The organism is Hylemonella sp. GW821-FHT12C09 (assembly GCF_058807395.1).
In genome coordinates this window covers 76,290-100,596 of the sequence record NZ_JBXAQQ010000005.1, presented here as the reverse complement: position 1 = coordinate 100,596, position 24,307 = coordinate 76,290, and the positions used below count along the sequence as shown (strand labels likewise).

Below are 24,307 nucleotides of genomic sequence, written 5' to 3'. Positions count from 1 at the left end.
AGGCACAATAGCGGCATGAATATCGTGATTCTGGACGACTACCAAGACGTCGTACGCAAGCTAGATTGCGCTACAAAACTGGCCGACTACCCCCCCAAGGTCTACACCAACACCGTCAAGGGACTGGGGCAACTCTCGGTCCGATTGCGTGATGCCGACGTGCTGGTGTTGATCCGCGAACGCACACCCATCACCCGCCAGCTGTTAGAAAAACTGCCGCGTCTCAAGCTCATCTCCCAGACCGGCCGCATGGGCAGCCACATTGATATCGAAGCCTGCACCGAACGCGGCATTGCCGTGGCCGAAGGCACGGGCTCGCCGGTGGCACCCGCCGAACTGACCTGGGCGCTCATCATGGCCGCCATGCGCCGGCTGCCGCAGTACATCGGCAACCTCAAACACGGCGTCTGGCAGCAATCCGGGCTGAAGTCGGCCGCCATGCCGCCCAACTTCGGTCTGGGCACGGTGCTGCGCGGCAAGACCTTGGGGCTGTGGGGCTACGGCAAGATCGGACAGATGGTGGCTGGCTACGGCCGCGCCTTCGGCATGCGCGTGCTGGTCTGGGGCCGTGACCCCTCGCGCGAAAAAGCCGTGCAGGAGGGCTACGAGGCCGCGGCCAGCCGCGAGGAATTCTTCCAGCAAAGCGACGTGCTCAGCCTGCACCTGCGCCTGAACGAGGCCACGCGCGGCATCGTCACGCCCGCCGACCTGGCGCTGATGAAACCCACCTCACTGCTGGTCAACACCTCGCGCGCCGAACTGGTCGAGCCCGAGGCGCTGATCAGCGCGCTCAACCACGGCCGCCCCGGCATGGCGGCGATCGACGTCTTCGAGTCCGAACCCATCCTGCAAGGCCATGCCCTGCTGCGCCTGGAAAACTGCATCTGCACGCCGCACATCGGCTACGTCGAGCAGGAGAGCTACGAGATGTATTTCGGCGCCGCCTTCGACAACATCGTGAACTTCATTCAGGGCAAGCCGAGCAACATCGCCAACCCGGATGCGTTGAAGGTACGGCGCTGACCGCGAGACCCTGAACAGACTCTCAGGCCGGCTTGGCGCCAATTTTGGCCAGCATCTGCTCGGTGCTGGCCTTGCGGTCCGCGTTGACCGTCTGCACATGGGGCCGTGCACCCATGACCTTGAGGTAATCGCGCACGGGCAGTCCCGCCAGCACATCCTCGCCATAGATGATCTTGCTGGCGCTGGTCACCAGGGGCAGATGGGCCACTGCCGCACAGTCTGCCAGCGTGAACTCCGAGCCCGCCACGTAGGGCGAGAACTTCACCAGCTTCGAGAAGCCCTGAACGCCCTTGAGCAGCAGCTTGCGGGTGCGCTCCTTGAGGCCGTCGCTGACCTTGCCGCCGAAAAAGGCTTCGGCATAGAGATCACGCGCCACCAGCTCCAGATGCAGCTCCATGTAAATGATCAGCTCCCGCACCTTGGCCGCCGCATAAGGATCCGCGGGCAGCAAGGGACGCTGGGGATACACCGTCTCGATGTATTCGGCGCAGGCGCTTGATTCGGAAATCGGACCGGACGGCGTATCCAGAAAGGGTACCTTGCCCATGGGGGAGCGGTCCACCAGCAAGGGATGGGTATTGCCCGTCCAGACCCGCTCCTCGGTGTAGGACACACCCTTTTCCAGCAACTGCAGCTTCACCTTGTTGAAATAATTGCTGGCGGCAAATCCGCAAAGCTTCAATGTCATCGTGTCACCTCGGGTTTTGATGGGGGAATCCAGTCCCTGGAGTTTCCCAGAGACCAGGGACAAAAGCAGTCCGGCAGGCGACTCCGGAGGGGCAATCGACCGGGCGATAATTCTGGCCATGAAACCCGTCTACGCACACATCGCCGTCGTCGGCACTGGCGCCATGGGCCGCGGCATTGCCCAGATCGCCGCCCAGGCCGGCAGCACCGTCACCCTTTACGACAGCCAGCCGGCTGCCATTGCCGCAGCGCAACAGGCGCTGGGCGAGCAGTGGGACAAGCTGGTGGAGAAAGGCCGTCTCGAAGCATCGGCTGCCACCGCCTGCAAGACCAGGCTGCAAGCCGCCAGCAGCCTCCAAGACCTGGCCAGCTGTGACCTGGTGGTGGAAGCCATCGTGGAACGCCTGGACGTGAAGGCCGCACTGTTTGCCGAACTCGAAGGCATCGTCGGCGCCACGGCCGTTCTGGCCAGCAACACCTCGTCGCTATCGATCACGGCCATTGCCGCCAAGCTGAAGTCGCCGCAACGCGTGGCTGGTTACCACTTCTTCAACCCGGTGCCAGTGATGAAGGTGGTCGAAGTGATCGCCGGCCTGAAAACCGATCCGGCTGTCTGCACCGCCCTCTCGGCATACGCACGCCAGATGGGGCACACCCCCGTGACGGCACAGGACACACCGGGTTTCATCGTCAACCATGCCGGCCGGGGTTATGGCACCGAGGCGCTGCGCATCGTCAGCGAGGGCATCGCCGACTACGCCACCATCGACCGCATCCTGCGCGACCAGGCCGGCTTCAAGCTCGGCCCCTTCGAGCTCATGGACCTGACCGCGCTGGATGTCTCGCACCCGGTGATGGAGTCCATCTACCACCAGTACTACGAGGAACCGCGCTACCGTCCCAGCGTCATCACGGCACAGCGCCTGGCCGGTGGAGTGCTGGGTCGCAAGACCGGCGAGGGGTTCTACCGCTACGAGAAGAACGTGGCCCAGGTCGCGTCCGAAGGGCCTGCGCCGCAGGTGGCCGAGCTGCCACCGGTCTGGGTCTCGCCGCGCGCCGCGCGCCGGGCCGAACTGCTGCAGCTGCTCAAGGACCTGGGCGCGAAGATCGAAACCGGACAGTCGCCCTCGGGCACGGCACTCACCATCGTGGCCCCGCTGGGCTTCGACGTCACCACGGTCGCCGTGGTGGAGCGCCTGGACCCGGCACGCACCGTGGGCATCGACCTGCTGATCGAGGACGCTGCAACGAAACGCCGCGTGCTGGCCACCAACCCGGCCACGCGCGCCGACATGCGCGATGCGGCCCACGCCCTCTTCGCGCGCGACGGCAAGGCCATCAGCGTGATCCGCGACAGCGGTGGTTTCGTCACGCAGCGCGTAGTCGCCCACATCGTCAACATCGCGGCCGACATCTGCCAGCAGCGCATCTGCTCGCCCGCCGACCTGGAGACCGCCGTCGTCCTGGGCCTGGGTTACCCCATGGGTCCGCTGGCCATGGGCAACCGCTACGGCCCCACCAATGTGCTCGAAGTGCTGTTCAATCTGCAGACCGTCTACGGCGACCCGCGCTACCGTCCCAGCCCCTGGCTGCGCCGGCGCGGGGCCATCGGCCTGTCGCTGCTGCACGAGGAAGACTGAAACTTCGTGCGACACTTCGCCCCATGAGCGCACAACTGCTGAGCACCAGCCAGGGCCGCACCATGGTGCTGACCCTTTCCAACCCGGGCCACCGCAACGCCCTGGGCCCCGGGATGTATGCCGCCGGTGTGGAGGCCCTGAGCGTGGCCGAAAGCAACCCCGAGGTGCGCAGCGTGCTCATCACCGGCGAGGGTTCGCTCTTCTGCGCCGGTGGCGACCTGCACCGCCTGCAGGCCAACCGCCAGCTCGAGCCTGCCGTGCAGGCCGAAAGCATCGAGGGCCTGCACAACTGGATCGAGGCCATCCGTACCTTCCCCAAGCCGGTGATCGCCGCGGTGGAAGGCGCAGCAGCCGGCGCCGGCTTCTCGCTGGCCCTGGCCTGCGACTTCATCGTCGCGGCCAGCGATGCCGTGTTCGTGATGGCCTACAGCAATGTGGCCCTCTCCCCCGATGGCGGCGCCAGCTGGAGCCTGGCACAGGCCCTGCCGCGCCAGCTGGCCAGCGAACTGCTGATGGGCGGCGAGCGCATCACGGCGCAGCGCCTGCACACCCTGGGCGTGGTGAACCGGGTCTGTGAACCGGGCCAGGCCCTGAACGAAGCCCTGGCCCTGGCCGACAAGCTGAATGCCCGCGCGCCCAATGTGCTGGCCAGCATCAAGGAACTGCTCAACGAAGCTCCCCAGGCCAGCCTGAACCAGCACCTGGCGCAGGAACGCAGCCACTTCGTGCGCAACCTGCACCACCCGAACGCCGGCATCGGCATCGCCGCTTTTCTGTCCAAACAGAAGCCCAACTACGAATGAGGGGCTCCGCCTGTGCCACAGACGCACAGGTGACAACCCCAAGACGCGCCGCCGGTCCCGCGCGCGACAATGTGACGGAAGCCAGTCACTCACAAGACAGACCATGGACGATCCCATTCTTACCATCGAGGAACGCACGGCGATCAATGCCGGGCGCTGGTTTTCGACCCTGTCACCCTCATTGAGACACGACATCCTGCGATGTGCCTACGTCAAACGCTACAAGGATGGCGAGCTGCTCGCCGCCCGCGGCGAGCCGCCCGAGGAGTGGATCGCCTGCGCGCGGGGCGCCGTTCGGGTGAGTTCGACCTCGATCTCGGGCAAGCAGGTCACGCTGACCTATGTGGAGCCTGGCGTCTGGTTTGGCGATGTGGCCATCTTCGACGGCGACCGGCGCACGCACGATGCCTACGCCCATGGCGACACCACCACCCTGTGCGTGGCCAAGGCCGACTTCAAGAAGATCCTGGCCAGCCATGTCGAGCTCTACGAAGCCCTGCTGCGCCTGCACGCACGCCGCATCCGCCAGCTCTACGGCCTGGTGGAAGACCTCAACACCCTGCCACTGCGCGCGCGCCTGGCCAAGCAGCTGCTGCACCTGCTGCGCAGCTACGGCGTCTCCTCGCTGAGCGACAGCCGCGAGATGCGCATCGGCCTGCAGCTCGCGCAGGAAGAACTGGCCCAGCTGCTGGGCGCTTCGCGCCAGCGCGTGAACCAGGAGCTCAAGGCCATGGAGCGCGAAGAAGTCATCCGCATCGAACCCGGTGGCCTGGTCGTGCGCAACCGCGATGCGCTGATGCACATCGTCGAATCCGATCACTGAACACGGCCCACCGTCCCCACCCATGAGCGAACTCGAACAGCAATACGTCGGCACCCGCCCCGTCTCAGCCGCCCACGCCTTCGACGTGGCGGCCCTCGAAGCCTGGCTGCAGAAAAGCCTGCCGGGCTTTGCCGGCCCGCTGACGGTGGAAGCCTTCAAGGGCGGCCAGTCCAACCCGACCTACAAGCTCGTCACGCCCGCCAGCAGCTACGTGATGCGCGCCAAGCCCGGGCCCGTGGCCAAGCTGCTGCCCTCGGCCCATGCCATCGAACGCGAATACACCGTGATGCATGGACTGCACGGCACCGAGGTGCCGGTGCCGCGCATGCTCTGCCTGTGCGAGGACGAGTCCGTGATCGGCCGCGCCTTCTACATCATGGAGTTCATGCCCGGGCGCATCCTGTGGGACCAGTCCCTGCCCGACTTCGACGCGGCCGGCCGGCGCGCCATGTACCTGGAGATGAACCGCGTCATCGCCGCCCTGCACAAGGTCAATTTCGCCGAGCGTGGCCTGGCCGGCTACGGCAAGCCGGGCAACTACGTCGAGCGCCAGATCGGCCGCTGGAGCAAGCAGTACCGTGCCTCGGCCGATGGTGCAGGCACCTTGTCCCAGCCCATCCCCGAGATGGAAAAGCTGATCGACTGGCTGCCCGCCCACCTGCCCGCCAGCGCACGCGACGAGAGCCTGGTGAGCATCGTGCATGGCGACTACCGGCTCGACAACCTGATGTTCCACGCCGATGAACCGCGCGTGATCGCCGTGCTGGACTGGGAACTCTCCACCCTGGGTCACCCGCTGGCCGACTTTGCCTACCACTGCATGGCCTGGCACATTCCGCCCGGCGCCTTCCGCGGTATCGGCGGGCTGGACCTGGCGGCGCTGGGCATCCCGCTTGAGGACGAATACATCCGTCTCTACTGCGAACGCACCGGCCTGGCCCAGCCCCAGGCGCTGAAAGCCGACTGGAACTTCTACATGGCCTACAACATGTTCCGCATCGCCGCCATCCTGCAAGGCATTGCCAAACGGGTCGAGAACGGCACCGCGTCCAGCGCGCAAGCCCAGAAATCCGCCGCCGGCGCGCGCCCCATGGCGGCCATGGCCTGGCAGTTTGCCCAGCAGGCCTGAACATCACACCACGCATCACCCCAAGGAGCTAAGCATGGACTTCGACTATTCGCCTAAAACCAAAGACTTCCAGGCACGCCTGCTGAAGTTCATGGACGAGCACATCTATCCCAACGAGCACGCCTTCCACGCCGAAATCGAAGCCAACACCGCCGTCGGCAAGCGCTGGACGCCGCTGCAGCTGATCGAGAAGCTGAAGTTGAAGGCGCAGCAGGACGGTCTGTGGAACCTCTTCCTGCCCAAGGACAGCGCCGAGATCGCCGGTGTGCAGGCCGCCGGCCTGACCAACCAGGAATACGCCCCCCTGGCCGAGATCATGGGCCGCGTGCACTGGGCCTCGGAGGTCTTCAACTGCTCGGCGCCCGACACCGGCAATATGGAGACCATCGCGCGCTACGGCAATGACCAGCACCGCAGGGAATGGCTGCAGCCCCTGCTGGCCGGCAAGATGCGCTCGGCTTTTGCCATGACCGAGCCCGAGGTCGCCTCCAGCGACGCCACCAACATCGCCACCCGCATCGAACGCCAGGGCGACGACTACGTGATCAACGGCCTCAAGTGGTGGACTTCGGGCGCCGGAGACCCGCGCTGCGCCATCTACATCCTGATGGGCAAGACCGACCCGGAGGCGCCGCGCCATTCGCAGCAGAGCATGATCCTGGTGCCGGCCAACACGCCCGGCGTCAAGATCCTGCGCCCCCTGAGCGTCATGGGTTACGACGACGCGCCCCACGGCCACATGGAAGTCGAGTTCAAGAACGTGCGGGTGCCCGCTTCCAATATCCTGCTGGGTGAGGGCCGGGGCTTCGAGATCGCCCAGGGGCGCCTTGGCCCCGGGCGCATCCACCACTGCATGCGCTTGATCGGCCAGGCCGAGCGCGCACTGGAGTACATGTGCAAGCGCGCCTCCTCGCGCGTGGCCTTCGGCAAGCCGGTGGCCGCGCAGACCGTGACGCAGGAACGCATCTCCGAGGCGCGCTGCAAGATCGACATGGCGCGCCTGCTCACGCTCAAGGCCGCCTGGATGATGGACGTCGCCGGCAACAAGTTCGCCAAGAACGAGATCGCCATGATCAAGGTGGTCGCCCCCAGCATGGCCTGCCAGGTGATCGACTGGGCCATGCAGGTGCACGGCGGCGGCGGCATGTGCCAGGACTTCCCGCTGGCCTACAGCTATGCCCACGCCCGCACACTGCGCTTCGCCGACGGCCCGGACGAAGTGCACCGCAACGCCATCGCCAAGCTGGAGCTGGGCAAATACGCGGCCAACCCGAAACCGGTAGAAATGCCCGTCACACGCGGTTGCTGAAAACCGCGCAAAATGAAAGGGGCCAGGATTTCCTGGCCTCTTTTTTCATGACCACGGAGTCCCCATGATCGACGTCTACTCCTGGGCTACGCCCAATGGCCACAAGGTCCACATCATGCTGGAGGAGTGCGGCCTGCCCTACCGCGTGCACCCCATCAACATCGGTGCCGGTGACCAGTTCAAACCCGAGTTCCTGGAGATCAGTCCGAACAACAAGATCCCGGCCATCGTCGACGACCAGGGACCGGATGGCCAGCCGATCTCGCTGTTCGAGTCCGGCGCCATCCTGCTCTACCTGGCGAGCAAGACCGGCAAGTTCCTGCCCCGCAGCGATCGCCAGAAGTTCGAGGTCCTGCAGTGGCTGATGTTTCAGATGGGCGGCGTCGGCCCCATGCTGGGCCAGACCCACCATTTCCGCATCTACGCGCCCGAGAAGATCGAGTACGCCGTCAACCGCTACACCAACGAGGCCAAGCGCCTGTATGGCGTGATGGACCGGCAGCTGGCCACGCACCGCTATATGGCAGGCGACGAGTACACGATCGCCGACATCGCCATCTTCCCCTGGCTGCGCAGCTGGCAGAACCAGGGAATCGACTGGGCCGACTATCCGAGCCTGAAGAAGTGGTTCGATACCATTGCGGCACGACCGGCGGTCATCCGCGGCGTGCAGGTCCTGGCCGACCAGCGCAAACCGCTGGTGGATGCCCAGGCACGCGAAATGATGTTCGGCGCCACCCAGTACCAGAAGCGCTAAGCCCCCGGCCCGGGACCTACCAGGGCTGCTCCGAAAGCCCGGACCAGAGTTCGTCCAGGTCGGGGAACTTCCATTTCGCCGGGTCTTCGCGCCCGGCGATCTTGTCATGGCAGATCGGTGCCGACAGGTCGATCACTTCCGGCGTGATGCGCAATTCGGATTTGGTGGAGTAGAACACCTTGACCAGCGGCGTGGTCAGCGACTTGGCCGACTGCTCCACCACCACCCCCAGACGACCAGACGCCAGGCGCACCAGCGAACCGATCGGATAGATGCCCAGGCTCTTGACGAAGGCCTGAAACACCTTCTGGTCGAAATGGCCGTTGGTCCACTCGGCCATCTTGCGCAGCGATTCGGCCGGGTCCCAGCCGCTCTTGTAGGGCCGGTTCGAGGTGATGGCGTCGTACACGTCGCAGACGGCCCCCATCTTGGCATACAGGCTGATCTGCTCGTCCTTCAGCCCCTTGGGATACCCCGAGCCATCGGTCTTCTCGTGATGGTGCAGGCAGACGTCCAGGGCGATCGGGTCGACGTTGCCCACGGCCATGAGCATCTTGTGCCCTTCGACCGGATGGCCCTTCATGATGGCGAACTCATCTTCGGTGAGTTTGCCGGGCTTGTTCAGCACCTTCATCGGCATGGAGGCCTTGCCCAGGTCGTGCAGCAGACCGGCCAGGCCCGCCGAGCGGGTCTGCGCCTCGTCCAGGCCCAACTGGCGCGCCAGCGCGATCATCATGGCGCACACCGCCACCGAATGCATATAGGTGTAGTCGTCGGCCGTCTTCAGTCGCGCCAGGCTGATCAGCGCGTTGACATTGCGCGCGACCGAATCTGAGATCTCATCGACCAGGCGCTGGGCACCGGCGGCGTCCACCGTCTTGCCCATGCGGGCTTCCTGGAACATGGAGACCACGGCCTTCTTGGACTGGCGGCAGATCTCGGCCGCCCGCGCGAACTCGACCGCCACCGAGACCGGCCCGGTCTGGCGCTGGGCCTGGGCCACGGCCTGCAGCTCCTGCTCGACTTGTGCTTCAGACTGCGCCTCGGACACGGCGCTCTGGCCTGGCGGCACGTCCACGCCCTTGTCACTGTCGATCCAGACCTCCTGGATGCTGCTGGAGAGGATGCGCTCCAGGTCCTTGGGGTCCTTGAGCACAAAGCCGCTGCGCCAGAACGGATGTTCCATCCAGGAGCCGCAGAACTCCTGGATGTGCATCCCCAGGATGAGTTGGTCGACGCGGATACGCTTGAGCATGGTCAGTAGAGAACCCCGCACAAGATACGGAATCCCGCTTTCATTCTAACGAGCACGCCTGCGCCCGCATGCCGCGCGCCTATGCTCACCGCAAAGGCACGCCGGCCTGGCGCAGATAAGTCAGCACTTCCGGGCTCACCGGGCCCAAGGCGCGCGCCTGCTCGGCCTGCTGCGCTGCGGCCTCCATTTGCCCCAGCGCTGCCAGCGACACCGCTGCCCCCAGCATCCAGCGCGGCTCGCCCGGGCGCAGGCGCAGGGCGGCCAGATAGGCCTGCACGGATTCCTGATGACGCGCCAGCCGCTGGGCGGCGTTGCCGCGCACCGCCCACAGGTCGGCCTCCCCCGACAGCACCGGCTCCAGCCGGCTCAACAGGACCAGCACGGCAGCAGGGCGACCCAGGGCCAGCTCCATGCGCACCTGTTCGCGTACCAGCTGGGCCAGCAAGGCGATATCCGCCGGCTGGGCATGCTCGACCGCCACCACCGCTTCGCGCAGCACCTCCAGCGCCGCCTCGCGCGAGCCCGCGCTCCAAAGCGCCTGGGCCTGGGCCAACGTTTCCTGGGCCGCCGCCTGGCGGCGTTGTGGCACGGTGTTCGCAAGGGGCATGCTGGCCGCAACCGGTGGCGCTGCGACCGATGCGGCAGGCTGACCTGGCACCGAAGCCGAAGTGTCAACGCGGGCGGGCGCCAAGCGCTTCCTGTCGCTCTTGTCCTTCTTCTCGGCAGCCGGCGCCTCGGTGCTGGCCGCCTCGGCCCGCCGTGTCTTCTTGCGCAGGACCGTGGGTTCGGATTCGACAGCCGGGCGAACCTCGGCGGCGACCTCTGGCGTTTCTGCGGGGGCGCTGGCGGCCGACTCGGGCGCCGATGCCGACGGCGCGGGCGCCATGGCGGGCGTTTCGATCACCGTCACCAGCGGTGCCGGGGGTGGCGGGGAGGTCTCGCCCAGCCCCAGATACCAGGCCGCCGCGATGCTGGCAACCAGCAGCAGCAAGAGCGGCAGCAGCCAGCGCCCCGGACGTGCCGCCGGACGCTGCGCAGACGATGGCACACTGACCGTGCCCAGTGTCCCGGCCGGACCGGCCTGACGCGGATGCCCTGGTGCTGCGCCCTCGGCCCGACGGGCATCGAGATCACGCAGCATCTTGTTGATGACGCTCACGACATTTCCCCTGCTTGCGATTTGCGCTGGACCGGGCGCAGCCCCGGCAGCCTGTGCCACCAGCGCGGCCGCGGCACCTGCACACCCGGCGTGTCGGCAGCGGCCAGCTCGACATGCCGGACCTGGACACGGTGAGTATTTTCGCCAAAGGCGAGCAGCAGGCACTTGTGGGCCAGCACATTGACCAGCCGCGGCACGCCACGGCTGTACAGCGCCAGCGCGGCAGCTGCAGCCGGCTCGAAGACCCGGATGTCGGTCAGCCCATCCTCGGCGGCCACCGCCAGCCGGTGCGCCAGATACGGCCCCACGCGTTCGGGCCGCATGCCGCCAAGGTACTCGCTGAAGGTGATGCGCTGCAGCAGCTGGCGGATCTGCGGACGCGCCAGGATCTCGTCGAGCTCGGGCTGGCCAAACAGCACGATCTGCAACAGCTTGCGCTTCTCGGTCTCCAGGTTCGACAGCAGGCGCAGGCTCTCCAGGGTGGCCATGCGCGTGGCCTGCGCTTCGTCGATGCAGACCAGCACCGGTCGCCCGGCCTCGGCATGCCGGAGCAGGCCGTCCTGCAGGCTGGAGAGCACCTGGTGGCGGCTGAGCGGAGCAACGAGTTCAATGTCCAGTTCCCGCGCCAGGGCCATGAGCAGATCGTCAGGGCCCATGTCCGGGTTGGGGATGTAGGCCGTCACGAACTCGTCCTGCAGGTTGCTCAGCAGCTGACGGCACAACAGGGTCTTGCCGCAACCGACCTCGCCCACGATCTTGAGGAAACCCTCGCCGCTGCGCAGCGCGATCAGCAGCGTGTTGAGCGCAGCCTGCGCCCCTTCGTGCGGATAGAAAAAAGCCGGATCGGGCGTGATGGAGAACGGCAGCTCGCGCAGTGAAAAATGCCGCAGGTACATCACTTACCTTCCCGCGGGTTTCGCGGGCGTCTCCTGCACCGAGCCGTCGAGCTTGATCACGCGGCGGCGGCTGGCGTCGATGTCTTCCAGCGCGGCGCGCGAACGCTCGGTCTGCGCCTCCCAGTCCTGCGCGGTGCGGATGATGGTGGGCTTGATCAACACCACCAGTTCCTTCTTGCGCGCGCTGCTGGCCCGGTTGCCGAGCAGGAAACCGAAGGGATTGGACTCGGCGGTCGAGCCCGGCACGCCCGAGGCACTGCGGCTCGAGGACAGTTGCATCAGGCCGCCGATGGCCGCGATGTTGCCGTCCTGCAGGCGGACCATGGTGTCGGTCTCGTTGACGCTGCTGGAGGCCAGCGGCAGCCGGTACAGGCCCACGCTGCCCAGGTCCACATCCTTGGTCTTCTCGGTCACAGTCGTCACCGAGGGATGGATGTGCAGCATGATGCTGCTGCCGTCGTCGATCTGCGGTGTCACGTCCAGCGCAATGCCGGAGAAGAACGGCGTCAGCGTCAGGGTCGGCAACGTGGTGCTGCCGGCCACGCCGGCCACACCGCTGCTGGTGGTGGTGCCACCGGTCACGTTGGTCACGAAATAATCGTCCGCGCCCACCTTGAGCACGGCCTTCTGGTTGTTCAGCGTGGCCAGGCGCGGACTTGAGAGCGTCTGCACATCACCCTGCGACTCCAGGAAACCCAGGACGGCGGCGAACTGGCTGGTGGCCAGCGCCAGGCCGAACAGACCGCCTCCCGCAGCCACCGAGGGAATCGGTACCGGCGTCACGCCCGGAGCCGTCGCGCCGGACGACAGGAGCGCATTGCTCGTCGCCACGCCGCTGCCCAGCACGCCGATCACGCCCGTGCCATTGCTGTCAGAACCGAAAGCACCCCAGTTGATGCCGCTTTGCTGCCCTTCGCGCAATTCGACCTCGACGATCTTGGCCTCCAGCATGACCTGGCGTTCCACCGCCACCTGGGTGGCTTTCAGGAAACGCTCCACCTGACGCAGTTCGTCCGGCATGGCTCGCACGGCCATGATGCCGGCCTGCGGGCTGATGACCACGTTGCGCCCCTCGCCCTTGCCCACCAGCCCGCGCACGGCATCGGAGAGCTCGGTCCAGAAGTCGGAGTTCGAGTTGGTTGAAATACGGCTGCTGTCACCCTGGCGCTGGGTGCTCTGGGCACCGGTCCCCTGGACCCCGGCCGTGGAAGCGGCTGCCGTGGCGCCGACGGTACCCGGGTTGGACGGTGCGGCACCGGAGGACACCCGCACTTCACTGCGTCCGATGCGCTGCGCATGCGGGTAATTCAGCGTGAAGATGCGCGTCTGCAGCGTGGGCGCATAGATGGTGATCCGACGCCCGTCCATGCGGAAGTCGTAGCCATAGACATCACGGATCGACTCCAGCGCCTCCTTCACGGTCACCCCGCGCAGGGTGACGGAGATGCTGCCCGTCACATCGGGGTGCATCAGCATGCTGTAGCGCGTCTCGGCCACCAGGGCCAGGAAGACTTCGCGCGCATTGGCGTTGTTGACCAGCAGATCCAGCCGTGGCTCGGGCGGCACCGCAAGCGCCGGGGGCGCCGGCTCGGCCAGCGCATCGCTGACGCGGGCGGGAACCGCCCCACTGGCCGCGACGGCCGGTGTCGGTGCCAGTTCGGCGCGGATCGCGTCGGCCACGTCAGGCGTGCGGCGCGGCCTCTCGGCGCAACCGGCCAGCAGTCCCAGGCACAGGACGAGGCCGGGGATCAGCCCGGGCATCGCGTGCCGTTGGTGGAGTCGGGTGGTCGTCGTTGCGATCATGATGTTGCCATTTTCATGCATAAAGGTGAGCTCAGGGCTGTACAGGCGATACGTCGCGGCGCACCACGCCGGCATACAGCGGGACCTTGCGCAGTTCCCGCCCTTCGCGCAGCCAGACTTCGGTTTCGGTGATGCGTTCGATGCGGGCCTTGCCCAGCATCTGTCCTTCAGCATACAGACGCGTGCCGACAGCGATATGGACGCGCCCGTCGACCACGACCACGGGCCAGGCGCCCTGGCTGGCGCGCGGCTTCGCGGGTCCGCTGCCATCACCACCGCCCAGCGGGGGGACCGTCGGATCACGCTGCGCCTGGGCGTTCAGCGGCATTGCGCCGGCCAGCAGCAGACCCAGCCAAGCCGCAGCCTTCCATGCACGCCAGGTCCTCATGTGCCACCTCCGACCAGCCAGACCTGCAGCGTCAACTCGGTCGGCTGCTGCTCGCTGTTCACTTTCATCGCGCCCCATCGCAAGGCCGGCAAGGCCCGCTCCAGCGTCTGGACATAGCGGGTCAATTCGGCATACGGGCCCGCCACGGTCAGCTCCAGCGCCTGGCGCTTCATCTTGACACCGGTCGTCGCGGCCACCTCCGCGCTGCGCGCGTCGGGCGGCAGCGTGGCGGTGCGCACCAGCACCAGCCCTTCATGACGGCGCAGGAAAAGCACCAGCACCTTGGACAGGGGCGTATCGTCCGCTTCGGCCCGCGGCGCGTCCGCGATCTCCTGGTTCACCTGAGCCAGCAGATCGCGCACCTGCGCCAGTTCCTCGCGCATCAGGCGGGCGGGGCCGGTTTCTCCGCTGGTGTTCTTCAATTCTTCGCGCAGGCTCTGCAGCTCGGCATCCTGCGCTGCAAACCGTTGGGTGATCTGCTGATGGGCGGTCTGGACCGGCGCGAGCCAGAGCACATTCGCCAGCAACATGCACAGCACCAGCATCGTCAGGAACAGGAAGACCCGCTCCCGCAGGCTCAGGGCATCGACACGAACCACGATCATGGCCCACCAGCGCTTCATGGCTTGGCTCCCGTGGTTACCGCCGCCGCGGTGGTCACCAGCGTGTACGCCCACAGCGGCACACCGGCAGCACGCGCCAGCACTGGCGCCGGCGCCGCGCCGGGACCTCGGCCGTCGGTGGCCACCCGCTCGACCTTCACCACGCTCAGTTGCTGCCCTTGCAGCAGAGGGCTCTGCGCCAGCCGCTCCATCCAGCCGTTCAGGGCTGCGGGCTCCAGCGTGTAGCCGCCGAGCTCCAGACTCTGCTCATCCGCCTTGATGCTGGTGACCCAGGCCTGAGGGGGAATGCTGCGCGCCACCAGTTGCAGCCGGGCCGCATGGCCCTGCCCCTCTCGCAGCAGCCCGCGCCTGAGCTCGGCCAGCAGCGCCTGGCGCCGCTCCAGTTCGCCCTGGCGGGCCTGGAGCTCCTGTACCAGCGCCGCGTCAGCCGGCGCTGAATTTTCCTTGTTGAGGCGGATGGCCGCCTGGAGCCGGGCAATCTCGCGCTGATTGGCGCTGACCGACTGCTGGTAGCCCTCGCTGAGCGACTTCAGCGTCCAGGTCCAGTAGCCCGAAAGAATGCCGCCGAGCGCCACGAACACGCCCAACGCGGTGGCCATGGTCCGCGCCGAGAAGTAACGCTTCTGCGTCAGGAAGATCGGCGTACAGAGATTGATTTGCTGGGGCATGGCGGTTCTTCTTGTCGCTCAGAGCTTGCGGTTCTCGCTGCGCATCAGCACGCCCAGCAGCGGCCAGCACAGCTGACGGTCGGCGTCGCTGCCACCCTCGAAGCCGGGGAACAGGGCCGACACATCCAGCGGCAGCACGGCCTGCCCCAGTTGCTGCCCCAGCCAGCGGGCCATCTCCTGCGTGCGTACCCCTGCCTGCACGGTGATGCGTTCCAACACCAGCATGGGCCAGGTACGGTCCCACAGATCCAGCGAGCGCTGGATCTCCACCACCAGACGCTGCACGCGGTCGTCGTCATGACCGGACTCAGCCAGCGTGAGTTCGGCCCCGGGGGGGGCATCCCCCGCCGCACCCCAGGCGGCCCGCATGAAACCTTCGTCCAGGTCGATGCGGCGGGTGTAGAAAAGTTCGTCATGGGCACAGATCGTCAGCAGGGCCTGGCGATCATCGGCCATGACGATGGCGGCATGCGCCCGATCGGTGACGCCCAGTCGCCGGGCCAGCGCCGACTGCAGGTTGCGCTGCGCCAGATCCTGGATGTCGATCACGCCCACCTCGCAGCGCAGCTCCAGGGCCGTCTGCATCACGGAGCGGATCTCGGCATTGGCCGCAGCCACCACGAAGAGGCTGGCCGTGGCACGGACCCGGTCGTCGCCGACCTTGAGCACATCGAGCGTCAGGTCGTCCACATGGCCATTCACCATGTCCCGGATCTGCCAGCGTGCGGCCGTGCGCAACTCTTCGGGCGGCACCGCGGGGGCATCGATCTGCAACAACTGGTATTGAGACGGCCGCAGCATCGCCTGTGCGCCCCGCCCTTTCAACCCCAGGGCGGCCAGACGCTTGGCAAAGTCCTCGGCGCTGTCTTCGCCCCGACGCTCCACGCCGAAGCGCTCCACACGAAACACGTCCGGGCTTTCCTGGCGCGCCTGCACATAAGCCAGTGCACGACCATCCCAGGCGATCACCAGACCGTCACGCTGGCGCAAACGACGACCGATCCAGGGCAGCTTCAAAGGCACCTCCGCCAAGGCGAGGGCATCGCAACTGTGGGCGTGAGCACGTGAGCGTCCAGAATCATCAAAACAAGCTGCCGGGTGAATGAAAACACAGCTATTTTGCTGCATATTTCATAGCTAGGACGGACTGGTTTCCCAGCGGTATGACAAATTGCCAACAATTTGACGAATTCGTCGGGCAATTGCCGGCTCGCGTGAACGACCTCAGTAGTTTTCGCGGCGGTAGATCAGCGGGCTCCGATAGGCACCAAAGGTGGCGCGCCCCCCGGGATCGCCACGGCTACCCGTCCAGTTGAATTCCAGCCAAGTCGGCACATTGGCCGTCACCGCCACATAGCCCGCCAGCCCGGTGCTCTTGAGCCAGAGATTGAAGTCGCCCTGCTGCAAAGTGACGCCGGAGCGGAACCGCCGCGCGGCCGCGCCGGCAGTTCCGCAGCCAGCCCCGCTCAGGCCCGGGGTACCACTGTCGAGCACGCAGGTCGCCAGCCCCGCCGGGTTGGGACTGCTGAAGACGATGCTCACCGAGTTGGCTACCCCCAATGTAGTGTTGCCAGTGCAGGTGTCGTCCATGTTGCGGACCCAGCCCAGGCCATCCCAGTACTCGGCGCGCAGAGTCATCGGCAGATCCAGGCGCTCGGAGCCATAGGCATTGGCCAGACGTACACGACCACTGCGGATCAGGGCCGTGCCCTGGACCGCGCCGGAAGTCACTGCATCCGTATCCTGTGCCCGCACGGTCAGGGTAATCGGTGCGGTTTGCGGAGAGGGGAAGGTGTATGTGACGTTGCTGTTGACGCCCACCCCCGCAGAGAATGCCGCTGCCGATATCAGGTTGTTGGAAAGGTTGGTGGTCGAGCCAGCATTGGACAGCGTCGTATCGCGCGCAAAGTTGGGCGAGGCGATAGCCGGGCCACCGTAGTTCAAGGTCACGACACCGGCAAGGTTGCGCGCCGTCACCTTCGTGGTGAAAGGTTGACCCGAATAGGTAAAACTACCGACGGCACACCCCTGCGTCACCTCAGTGCCGAAATGATCTGGAATGAAACGCCCGACGTTACTGCTGGTCGTGCCAACCACGTTCCCAGCCCCGAGATAGTCACCATCCGCCACTTGCGGTGTGAGCGTGATGATGCCCACCTCAGCCCAGGTAAATGTCGTACCACTGGCTGAGCCCGCACTGAAAGCACCGAAGCTCCCCGCCACAGCCGGAGGACTGACCATGCCGGCGATCACATTGGCAGGTACCAGCTTGACGCTCTCGGAAATTTTTTCCTTACCGAAATTGGGGGCCAAGTCACCACTGACCGCGACTGCCTTGACCGTTACAGAAAAATCCTCCCCCGCCCGCACGAACGTCGCAGCATCGGCCGTCGCGCTGGCACAGTTGATCGCGGGGGCCGGCGTAGTTGCGACAGCACACCGCCCTGAAGGATTGGCGGTCGGTTTGATTTCAGAAAGCACGAAACCCGCAGGTTTCGATACGAAGTTGCCGCTCGTGCCCTTCTGACTGGTAGAAGCCGCGTTACGCACGAACAGTTCGACCTCGCCCACGTCGGCGTAATTGAAGGTGTAGGCGGTGGCCACGCTGGGGGCCCCGGCGGTGAAGCTCAGATTGACGGCGCTGCTCCAGGCCGTCGGTTCGGCCCCGTTGCCAGTGCAAAGCGGCAAGGCCGTGGCCACCGCGGAGAACGTGGCCTGCACACCTGCATTGGCAATCGGGTCGTGGCAGGTCAGGCCGAACTGCAGGCCCACCGTGGTGGTGGCGCTGGTGCTCAGCGGCGTGGGCACACCGGCGGCGTTCACTGCCGTGAGGTAGATGCTGGTCTTGGGCTGCCCTGCGGTCATGGAAGTCCAGGTCACCAGGTTGCAAGCCTGCCCCGGCTGGCCAAGGGCGATTCCGCTGGTGCAAGGCCGATCCGTGTAGATATAGGCGGGCACGAAGTTGCCCGAGGTGTAGGCACTGGTGTTGTTGGCAAGCACCGGGTCGTTGACGCTGCCCGTCACGGTAGCGGTATTGGTGATGCTCCCGCTGACCCCTGCCCCCACCGCGACAGTAAGCACCAGGTCCGGGGCCACGGCGCCGTTGGCCAGGGTCCCCGTCCAGTTGCAGGTCACAAGCTGCCCGGTGGCGCTGCAGACCCAGCCCGTGCCCGTCGCCCCCAGATAGCTCAGGCCATTGGGAAGGGTGTCGACCACCGCGATGGAACCAGACAAGGCGCCCGGTCCATTGTTGGTGACCTTAAGGGTATACGTCGTGTTGGAACCGGGCACCAGGGTGCCGCCTGTCTTGCTAAGCGCCAGATCGGCGTTGGGCAGCAGATTGCCGACGCACACGTCATCGACATGCCAGTAGCTCGTGTCATAGCCGCTGCCAGCCACCTTCCTGAATCGCAGGCGAAAATTTAAGTGCTGGGCATCGGCGGGCAGCACATGCGTGGCCGTGTAGGTGCTCCCAGCCGCCGCTGATCCCAGATAAGTCGCCAGCGGAGTCCAGGTCCCGGCGCTGTTCAGGTACTCGACCACGAGGTTCTCGTTAGTGATGGGGTCACGCGCCGTGGTGGTGCCGCTGCGCACCCAGTAGCTGATATTGCCGCTCACGCCCCGCAAGTCGGTCTTGAAGGTGGCCGCCGTCACATAACCCCAGCGCAGATCGAGCTCATTGCTCGCCGACTGGAAGGCCAGGCTGCCCAGGCTGGCGTCGCCAATGTTCGCCCCCGTCGGAGCCCCTTCGGCGGACAGGCTCCAGCGGCCCAGGCCGGCCTCGAAGTTGTCGCAGAACGCGCCGGCGAAGCGCGGGGCGGTGTACTCACGCACCACGACATCGTCCATGTGCCAATAGTCATAGCCCACGACGCCCGGAGCGCCGCCGGAGCCGGTCCGGCCACTGCCGGAGGGCTGGTAGAAGCGCATCTTGAAACCAGCGTGCAGCGCATCGGGGGGCAACTCGATCACCGGGGTGTAGATCTGCCCCGGTGTCACCCCGGAGGGATACTGTGAAAGGATCTTCCAGGTGTTGTCGCTGGCCAGGTACTGGACCAGATAGTTCTCGCCAGTGGCCTCGGGGTATTCGCTGAAGGTGTCGCTGCCGCGACGCATCCAGAAGCTGAGTTGCGCGCCGACCCGGCCGGCGAGGTTGATGACCGGGCTGTCCACCGAGACGATGCTCCAGCGCGTGAACATGGCGCGCGTCGAGTTGGGGCGGGGATTGGCGTAGGTGCTGTAGGGCGGAATATCGCTGTCGATGCCCGCGCAGCCGGTGTTGCCGGCGCCCCCCGTGCAATTGGTCACGTTGGCGGGCGTCACCGTCCAGCCGTTGCCCACCGTACCCGGATTGGAGCGTTCAAAGTCATCACAGAAAATGACGTCAGCGGCGCCGGTACATACCGACGGCACGAGCGTATAGGTCTGGCCCGTGAAACTGCCGTTGCCCACGCCCATCCCCCCCAGGGGCGTGCCCCCCGCGACAATCGTGTCGTTGTCTGACAGGTTCAGGCCCAACGACCCCGAAGTACCCGTGCCGGTGTTCGCCGTCACCGTCCAGCTGGTTCCGCTGCCCGCGACCGAGGTGATGCTGGCGCCGCTCACCCCGCCCGTCTGTGCCAGCACAAAGTCGGCCGTATCCACGCCGGTGACGCTCCGGCTGAATGTCACCGTCCAGCTCACTGAGGTGTTGGCCTTTGTAGGATCGAAGCTGGACCGGCTGATGGACGTGACCGTCGGTGGGGGCACCGCAACGACGACCCCGTTGGTCAAAGTGGAGGTCGTGCTCGCGTTATTGCTGCACCCATTGTTGCTGTAGGCCACAAAGTAGGCGTTGTAGGTACCGGTTGCAGCCGGCGCCGTGATGCTGAAGGATTCGCTGTAAGTTCCCGCGCCATCGTGATTGGCGTGATCAACACAGGTCAGCGCTCCGACCGTGGGGCTGGCAATGCTCCACGCGGTGGAGCGCCAGTTGCTGTTGCCACCAGCCGTGTTGGTCGTGACATTCACCACGGCCGTGATGGTCGCCCCTGGCGCGACCGTCACGCTAGACGCACCATTCAGCGTGGCCGAGTCGATGATCCGGTCCGCATGGGCCTGCCCGGAAACCACGAACAGCACCGCTCCGGCGGCCAGCGAAAGAAGACCACGCAGAAGGATCGGCCGGGCCCGGTGCCATCGCATGCATTGCACTCTAGTCATAGCTCGTCCCCTGTCGCTGTCGTGTTGATGTGCGAGGTGAAACAGCATCCAGCAATAGCCATGGGATAGTCAGCTTCATTTTTCCATGGATGCGGACAGGCTGCGCTCGATGAAACCGATGCTGCCGGGCGCGCCTGCAGTGCGGGCAACCGAAGTGAACTGGAAGATATTTCTATTCTCCCCACCCTCGCTGAAGGTCAGTCGCGTGCAAGTGACCACGACGGTAAAGCCGCCGTCCAACACCGCCGCCCCGCCAAGCAAGGTTGTCGGCGAAGCAGGACAGCTTGCCGTGGCATTTGCCTGCGGCATGACACGGCCTATGCCCCACTCCAGTCCGGCACGCGCGGCCCAGTAGGCACGCGAACCCTGCACGTCCTGGGCAGAGGTCAGTTGCTGGGTATTGGAAAAAACGAGCATGAAAGCACCCAGCGCCGCCAGCACCACCAGCAGAAAGATGGCCGCGATGGCGGCAAAGCCGCGCTGGGCATGGTGAGCGCACTTCATGGCGTGTTATTCACGTGGACAGTGTGGTACAGGGTGACCGATTCGTTGACCGGAGAGGTCAGCTTCAGCGTCATCTGCACCAGCGCGTTGCGCTGCAGGTCGCTGCCGCTGTAGCTGAGGTTGCAGGCCGCCACATTGGTGGCTATCACCGGCGTTCCGACACCAGGCGCCGGGCAGGAAGTGGCATAGCTGTAGCCAGCGTTGCGATACAGCACCCCGCCGCTACAGACATAAGACACCAGGGTTTCCTCGACCGGAATCACGTGGAAGCGGTAGCTTGGCGAGGTCAATGGAAATTTCTTGGCAACGATGGTGATGGCCGTCTCCGCAGCATCCGCCACCGCCGTCACGGCGGCGGTGTTATCACCTGCATAGGCATCGGCACCGGCGATGCCAAGGTTATAGACAGCGATGCGGTCACCGACACGAATCCGCTGGTCTGCCGGCAAGGCGTTGTTGCTGCCCAGCATGTTGAAAAGGGTGTCATTGGCGCTGAAGTCGAGTGCCGTACCATCGCCCGGCACGCTGTCCTGCACGCGATAGCGGCCGCCGGTGCGCGTCGGGATGAATTCGATACAGTTGGCGCTCGGGTTGCGGATACTGTTGGGCAAGGCCTTGTGGATGTCGCGCGTCATGCGGCGCAGGGCAGTGTCGGCCACATCGGTCAGGGCGGCACGGCGGGCGGTATCGAAATAGGCATCCACCGGTGTACGCATGAACACCGCCACCATGGCACCGATCACGCCAAGGATGATGATGACCATCACCATCTCGACCAAGGTGAAACCGCGCTGACGTCCGGTAACTTGCATGTTCAGTTGTCCGTCCGGTAGCCGGAAAGACTCAGTGTCCCGCCGGGGCCGCTGACGGTAACCGTCACCCGACGGGAGTCGTTGCTCCCGTCACCATCGAGGTCAAAATCGGACACCGCCACATTCGTCACGTTGTACTGTTCCAGGCCGGCAATCCCATTGCCGGCCATGTCTTTCATGCCACCGCTGGTGGCGTAACCTGCGTAGTCACTGACGTCGTCATACAGGGGGCGGCTGGCTTCCACCACGTTCGGCAGGCCATCGGGATCGTCATAGCTCTTGAGCAGGATCTCCTCCAGCAGCCCCTCGGCCACGGCCACGGTCTGCTTGCGCACCAGCGGGTCGGCGCTGGACCTGACCGAGGTGTCCATCACCACCAGGATGCCGGCGATGCCCACCGTCACCACGACAATGAAAAAAATCAACTCGACCAGCGTGAAGCCAGCCTGGCGGCGGCTAGCGTACATAGCCGGTCTCCGCATCCACGGTGATATTCGCGCTGTCGGGCATGGAAATCGTCACATTCCCGACCTGATTCGTACCCCCCAGAGGGGTGAACTGAAAGGTACCAATCGCCCCCCCCCCGGCTACAGTGGCTGTCAGTCCGCTTCCTCCCCTAGGCGTATTGGGCAAGGTGGGCGGCCCATCGCAAATGAGGTCTGGAGGGGTATTCTGGTCTATCGTCAGAGCCACACCGCCCGCATTCAACGCCACGCAGACGGTACGCCGCTGCGCGATGGCCGTCTTCTGCGCATAACGCAAGAGCGCGAGGGTTTCATCATAAAAACCTCGTGCTTCGTAGTCCCTGGGGTCGAGACGCGGCGCGATGAAGACCGTCAGCACGCCAAGAATAAGGATCACCATGACCAGTTCGATCAGGGTGAAACCATGGCTACGGGTCGGTGCTGTCATGTAATGCGCAAACTAAAAAAGGCCGCAGTTGCGGCCTTTCTGGTCTCAGCCACAAAGGCCCGGGATGGATCAGTTTCCGGCGCCAATCGCGACATATGTCATAGCGATGCCTGCCCCGCCATTGCCGTAAGTCGCGTTGCAGGTCGCGGATGCCCCATTCGCTGCAACAGCCAAGTTATTGGCCGCTGTGATGTAGATAGCGCCCGTTGTGGTTGTAGCGGGAACAGCTCCAACCGTAATGGCGGTAGCCGGCAACGTCACCGCACCAACTCCAGCGCAGGTCGCCACCTGGGTACAAACGTTGGCGGTAACCACGTTGCCCCTGGCCGCACAGGCCGCGTAGTTGATCGATGCAGCGGAACTCAGGCCACCCGCGACCCCTCTGGCAGCTGCGGCATTCGCATCGGCAGATAGATCCACAAACCGGGGAATTGCCACGGCAGCCAGGATGCCGAGAATCACGATCACCATCACCAGTTCGATCAGGGTAAAACCACGTTGCTGCTTCATGTCAGGCTCCAATCCAAGGACTAATTTCCATCATGCGGCACCGGAATGGCCCGCTATCATTTTCGAAGTATAGTGCCGTCGCCCGATGAATGCACACTTGGCGCCCTCCATTCGTGTGGAAAACATCACAACAAGCACTGCCTTTACAGAGCGGGCGCCGTCCTTTAGCCGCCACCACGCCCCATGGCCGCCTGCCCGAGGTTCCACAAGGGCAGGAAAACGCCCAGCGCCAGCAAAAGCACCAGCACGCCGATGAAGGCCAGGAGGATGGGTTCGATGGCCGTGGACAGGCCCTTGATGGCGTAGTCGGTGTCGCGCTCATACATCTCGGCGATCTCGAACAGAAGTGAATCGAGTTCACCGGTTTCCTCGCCCACGGTCATCATCTGCAGCACGACGGGGGTAAACACGCCAGTGGCCGCGGCGCAGCGCGAGATGCTCTCGCCGCGCTCGATGCCGTCGCGCATCTGCTCGACGCGTGCGCCGATATAGGCGTTGTCCACCGTCTGCGCCACCACGGTCAGCGCCTGCACCAGCGGTACCCCGCTCTGGCTGGACAGCGCAAAACTGCGGGCAAAGCGCGCCAGCGTGGATTTCAGGATGATGGGGCCCACGACGGGCAGGTTCAGCTTGTGTCGGTCCCAGTTGTAGCGCCCCTGCGGGGTGTTCAGGTAGGCGCGCACCATGACCCCGGCCCCGGCACCCAGCGCCAGCAGCACCGGCCACCAGGTGATCGTCCAGGTCGAGAACCCCAGCAGGCCGCGTGTGATCAAGGGCAACTGGGTGTTGAAACCGGCGAACACCTTGGCAAACACCGGCAGTACAAAAAGATTGATGATGACCATCGCGATCAGCATGGCGACGATGACGAAGGTCGGGTAACGCAGGGCCTGCTTGATGCGGGAGCGCACGTCACGCTCGAACTCCAGGTGCTCGGCCAGGCGCAGGAAAACCTCGGTCAAACGACCGGTCATCTCGCCGACCCGCACCATGGCGACGTAGAACGGGCCAAAAACCTTGGGGTGGCGCGCCAGCGAGGTGGCCATGTCGCGCCCCTGGTCCAGGCTGCCGCGCACGTCCCGGAGCACGTCCACCATGGCCGGCTTCTCGGCCGAGGCCTCCAGCCCGGCAAAGGCGCGCAGGATGGGCACACCCGCCTTGTTCAGCGTGTACATCTGGCGCGAGAAGATCAGCACGTCCTCGATGGCGATGGCGCGACGCTTGAGATGGTCCCACCAGCTCTCGGAAGACGGTGACTCGATTGCCGCCTGGATCTGCACCGGGATCAGGCCCAGGCTGAGCAGCTGGTCGGCCACGGCGTCTTCCGACAGGGCTTCCAACTCCCCCTGGATCAGCTCACCCAGGCTGTTGCGCCCACGCCACGCATAAATGGGCATGTCAGCG

23 protein-coding genes are annotated in these 24,307 nt (G+C 65.3%); 7 read left to right on the top strand and 16 right to left on the bottom strand.

Annotated features, from left to right (window positions below):
* The first annotated feature begins 15 nt into the window (after positions 1–15).
* Positions 16–1,023 (top strand): D-2-hydroxyacid dehydrogenase family protein, encoded by a 1,008-nt coding sequence (locus AC1RRP_RS10020; RefSeq protein WP_493035700.1) that lies wholly within the window; start codon positions 16–18, stop codon positions 1,021–1,023.
* Between the two features lie 22 nt (positions 1,024–1,045).
* Here AC1RRP_RS10020 and AC1RRP_RS10015 read toward each other — a convergent pair whose 3' ends face one another.
* Entirely contained in the window at positions 1,046–1,711 is a 666-nt protein-coding gene (locus tag AC1RRP_RS10015) for a glutathione S-transferase (protein WP_493035698.1), read from the bottom strand.
* Positions 1,712–1,829: 118 nt separating this feature from the next.
* On the opposite strand from AC1RRP_RS10015, the gene AC1RRP_RS10010 reads away from it, so the two are divergent.
* The 6 genes from AC1RRP_RS10010 to AC1RRP_RS09985 all read left to right on the top strand — a co-directional run bounded on the left by AC1RRP_RS10010 (position 1,830) and on the right by AC1RRP_RS09985 (position 8,171).
* A complete protein-coding gene (locus tag AC1RRP_RS10010; protein WP_493035696.1) occupies positions 1,830–3,350 on the top strand; it encodes a 3-hydroxyacyl-CoA dehydrogenase in 1,521 nt (506 codons plus the stop codon).
* Positions 3,351–3,373: 23 nt separating this feature from the next.
* Positions 3,374–4,153 carry an oxepin-CoA hydrolase, alternative type gene (locus AC1RRP_RS10005; protein ID WP_493035694.1) on the top strand — a complete coding sequence of 260 codons (780 nt, stop codon included), beginning with the start codon at positions 3,374–3,376 and terminating at the stop codon, positions 4,151–4,153.
* 103 nt (positions 4,154–4,256) lie between these two features.
* Positions 4,257–4,976: a Crp/Fnr family transcriptional regulator gene (locus tag AC1RRP_RS10000; protein ID WP_174252520.1), complete on the top strand. Its 720-nt coding sequence runs from the start codon at positions 4,257–4,259 to the stop codon at positions 4,974–4,976.
* A 22-nt stretch (positions 4,977–4,998) separates the two neighbouring features.
* Complete coding sequence (locus AC1RRP_RS09995) at positions 4,999–6,105, top strand: phosphotransferase (RefSeq protein WP_493035691.1); 1,107 nt, start codon at positions 4,999–5,001, stop codon at positions 6,103–6,105.
* Between the two features lie 34 nt (positions 6,106–6,139).
* Positions 6,140–7,414 carry an acyl-CoA dehydrogenase family protein gene (locus AC1RRP_RS09990; RefSeq protein ID WP_493035689.1) on the top strand — a complete coding sequence of 425 codons (1,275 nt, stop codon included), beginning with the start codon at positions 6,140–6,142 and terminating at the stop codon, positions 7,412–7,414.
* Between the two features lie 64 nt (positions 7,415–7,478).
* Complete coding sequence (locus tag AC1RRP_RS09985; RefSeq protein WP_493035687.1) at positions 7,479–8,171, top strand: glutathione binding-like protein; 693 nt, start codon at positions 7,479–7,481, stop codon at positions 8,169–8,171.
* Positions 8,172–8,187: 16 nt separating this feature from the next.
* Here the strand turns inward: AC1RRP_RS09985 and AC1RRP_RS09980 are convergent, their stop codons facing one another.
* The 15 genes from AC1RRP_RS09980 to AC1RRP_RS09910 form a co-directional block, all read right to left on the bottom strand.
* Positions 8,188–9,426, bottom strand: coding sequence for a cyclic di-GMP phosphodiesterase (locus AC1RRP_RS09980; RefSeq protein ID WP_493035685.1), 1,239 nt, complete (start codon positions 9,424–9,426; stop codon positions 8,188–8,190).
* 85 nt (positions 9,427–9,511) lie between these two features.
* On the bottom strand, positions 9,512–10,585 hold the full coding sequence (locus AC1RRP_RS09975) for a hypothetical protein (RefSeq protein ID WP_493035683.1): 1,074 nt from the start codon (positions 10,583–10,585) through the stop codon (positions 9,512–9,514).
* Positions 10,582–11,481, bottom strand: a complete 900-nt coding sequence (locus AC1RRP_RS09970; RefSeq protein WP_493035681.1) for an ExeA family protein — start codon at positions 11,479–11,481, stop codon at positions 10,582–10,584. Before AC1RRP_RS09970 ends, AC1RRP_RS09975 begins: the two co-directional genes overlap by 4 nt.
* Before the next feature lie 3 nt (positions 11,482–11,484).
* Entirely contained in the window at positions 11,485–13,284 is a 1,800-nt protein-coding gene (locus AC1RRP_RS09965) for a secretin GspD/PilQ domain-containing protein (protein WP_493035679.1), read from the bottom strand.
* Between the two features lie 31 nt (positions 13,285–13,315).
* Positions 13,316–13,672, bottom strand: a complete 357-nt coding sequence (locus tag AC1RRP_RS09960; protein WP_493035677.1) for a hypothetical protein — start codon at positions 13,670–13,672, stop codon at positions 13,316–13,318.
* Positions 13,669–14,295, bottom strand: coding sequence for a type II secretion system protein M (locus AC1RRP_RS09955; protein WP_493035675.1), 627 nt, complete (start codon positions 14,293–14,295; stop codon positions 13,669–13,671). Before AC1RRP_RS09955 ends, AC1RRP_RS09960 begins: the two co-directional genes overlap by 4 nt.
* A complete protein-coding gene (locus AC1RRP_RS09950) occupies positions 14,292–14,963 on the bottom strand; it encodes a PilN domain-containing protein (RefSeq protein WP_493035673.1) in 672 nt (223 codons plus the stop codon). Before AC1RRP_RS09950 ends, AC1RRP_RS09955 begins: the two co-directional genes overlap by 4 nt.
* Positions 14,964–14,981: 18 nt before the next feature.
* Positions 14,982–15,980 carry a hypothetical protein gene (locus AC1RRP_RS09945; RefSeq protein ID WP_493035671.1) on the bottom strand — a complete coding sequence of 333 codons (999 nt, stop codon included), beginning with the start codon at positions 15,978–15,980 and terminating at the stop codon, positions 14,982–14,984.
* A 207-nt stretch (positions 15,981–16,187) separates the two neighbouring features.
* The gene (locus tag AC1RRP_RS09940; RefSeq protein WP_493035669.1) at positions 16,188–20,147 is read right to left on the bottom strand and encodes a DUF6701 domain-containing protein; all 3,960 of its coding nucleotides are present in this window, start codon (positions 20,145–20,147) and stop codon (positions 16,188–16,190) included.
* A 93-nt stretch (positions 20,148–20,240) separates the two neighbouring features.
* Positions 20,241–20,669 carry a hypothetical protein gene (locus tag AC1RRP_RS09935; RefSeq protein WP_493035667.1) on the bottom strand — a complete coding sequence of 143 codons (429 nt, stop codon included), beginning with the start codon at positions 20,667–20,669 and terminating at the stop codon, positions 20,241–20,243.
* On the bottom strand, positions 20,666–21,481 hold the full coding sequence (locus tag AC1RRP_RS09930) for a type II secretion system protein (RefSeq protein WP_493035665.1): 816 nt from the start codon (positions 21,479–21,481) through the stop codon (positions 20,666–20,668). Before AC1RRP_RS09930 ends, AC1RRP_RS09935 begins: the two co-directional genes overlap by 4 nt.
* Before the next feature lie 2 nt (positions 21,482–21,483).
* Complete coding sequence (locus AC1RRP_RS09925; protein ID WP_493035663.1) at positions 21,484–21,948, bottom strand: type IV pilus modification PilV family protein; 465 nt, start codon at positions 21,946–21,948, stop codon at positions 21,484–21,486.
* Positions 21,938–22,393 carry a GspH/FimT family pseudopilin gene (locus AC1RRP_RS09920; RefSeq protein ID WP_493035661.1) on the bottom strand — a complete coding sequence of 152 codons (456 nt, stop codon included), beginning with the start codon at positions 22,391–22,393 and terminating at the stop codon, positions 21,938–21,940. The genes AC1RRP_RS09925 and AC1RRP_RS09920 overlap by 11 nt, the downstream gene beginning before the upstream one ends.
* 69 nt (positions 22,394–22,462) lie before the next feature.
* Positions 22,463–22,903 carry a type II secretion system protein gene (locus AC1RRP_RS09915; protein ID WP_493035659.1) on the bottom strand — a complete coding sequence of 147 codons (441 nt, stop codon included), beginning with the start codon at positions 22,901–22,903 and terminating at the stop codon, positions 22,463–22,465.
* Between the two features lie 164 nt (positions 22,904–23,067).
* On the bottom strand, positions 23,068–24,300 hold the full coding sequence (locus AC1RRP_RS09910) for a type II secretion system F family protein (RefSeq protein WP_493035657.1): 1,233 nt from the start codon (positions 24,298–24,300) through the stop codon (positions 23,068–23,070).
* Between the last annotated feature and the right edge of the window lie 7 nt (positions 24,301–24,307).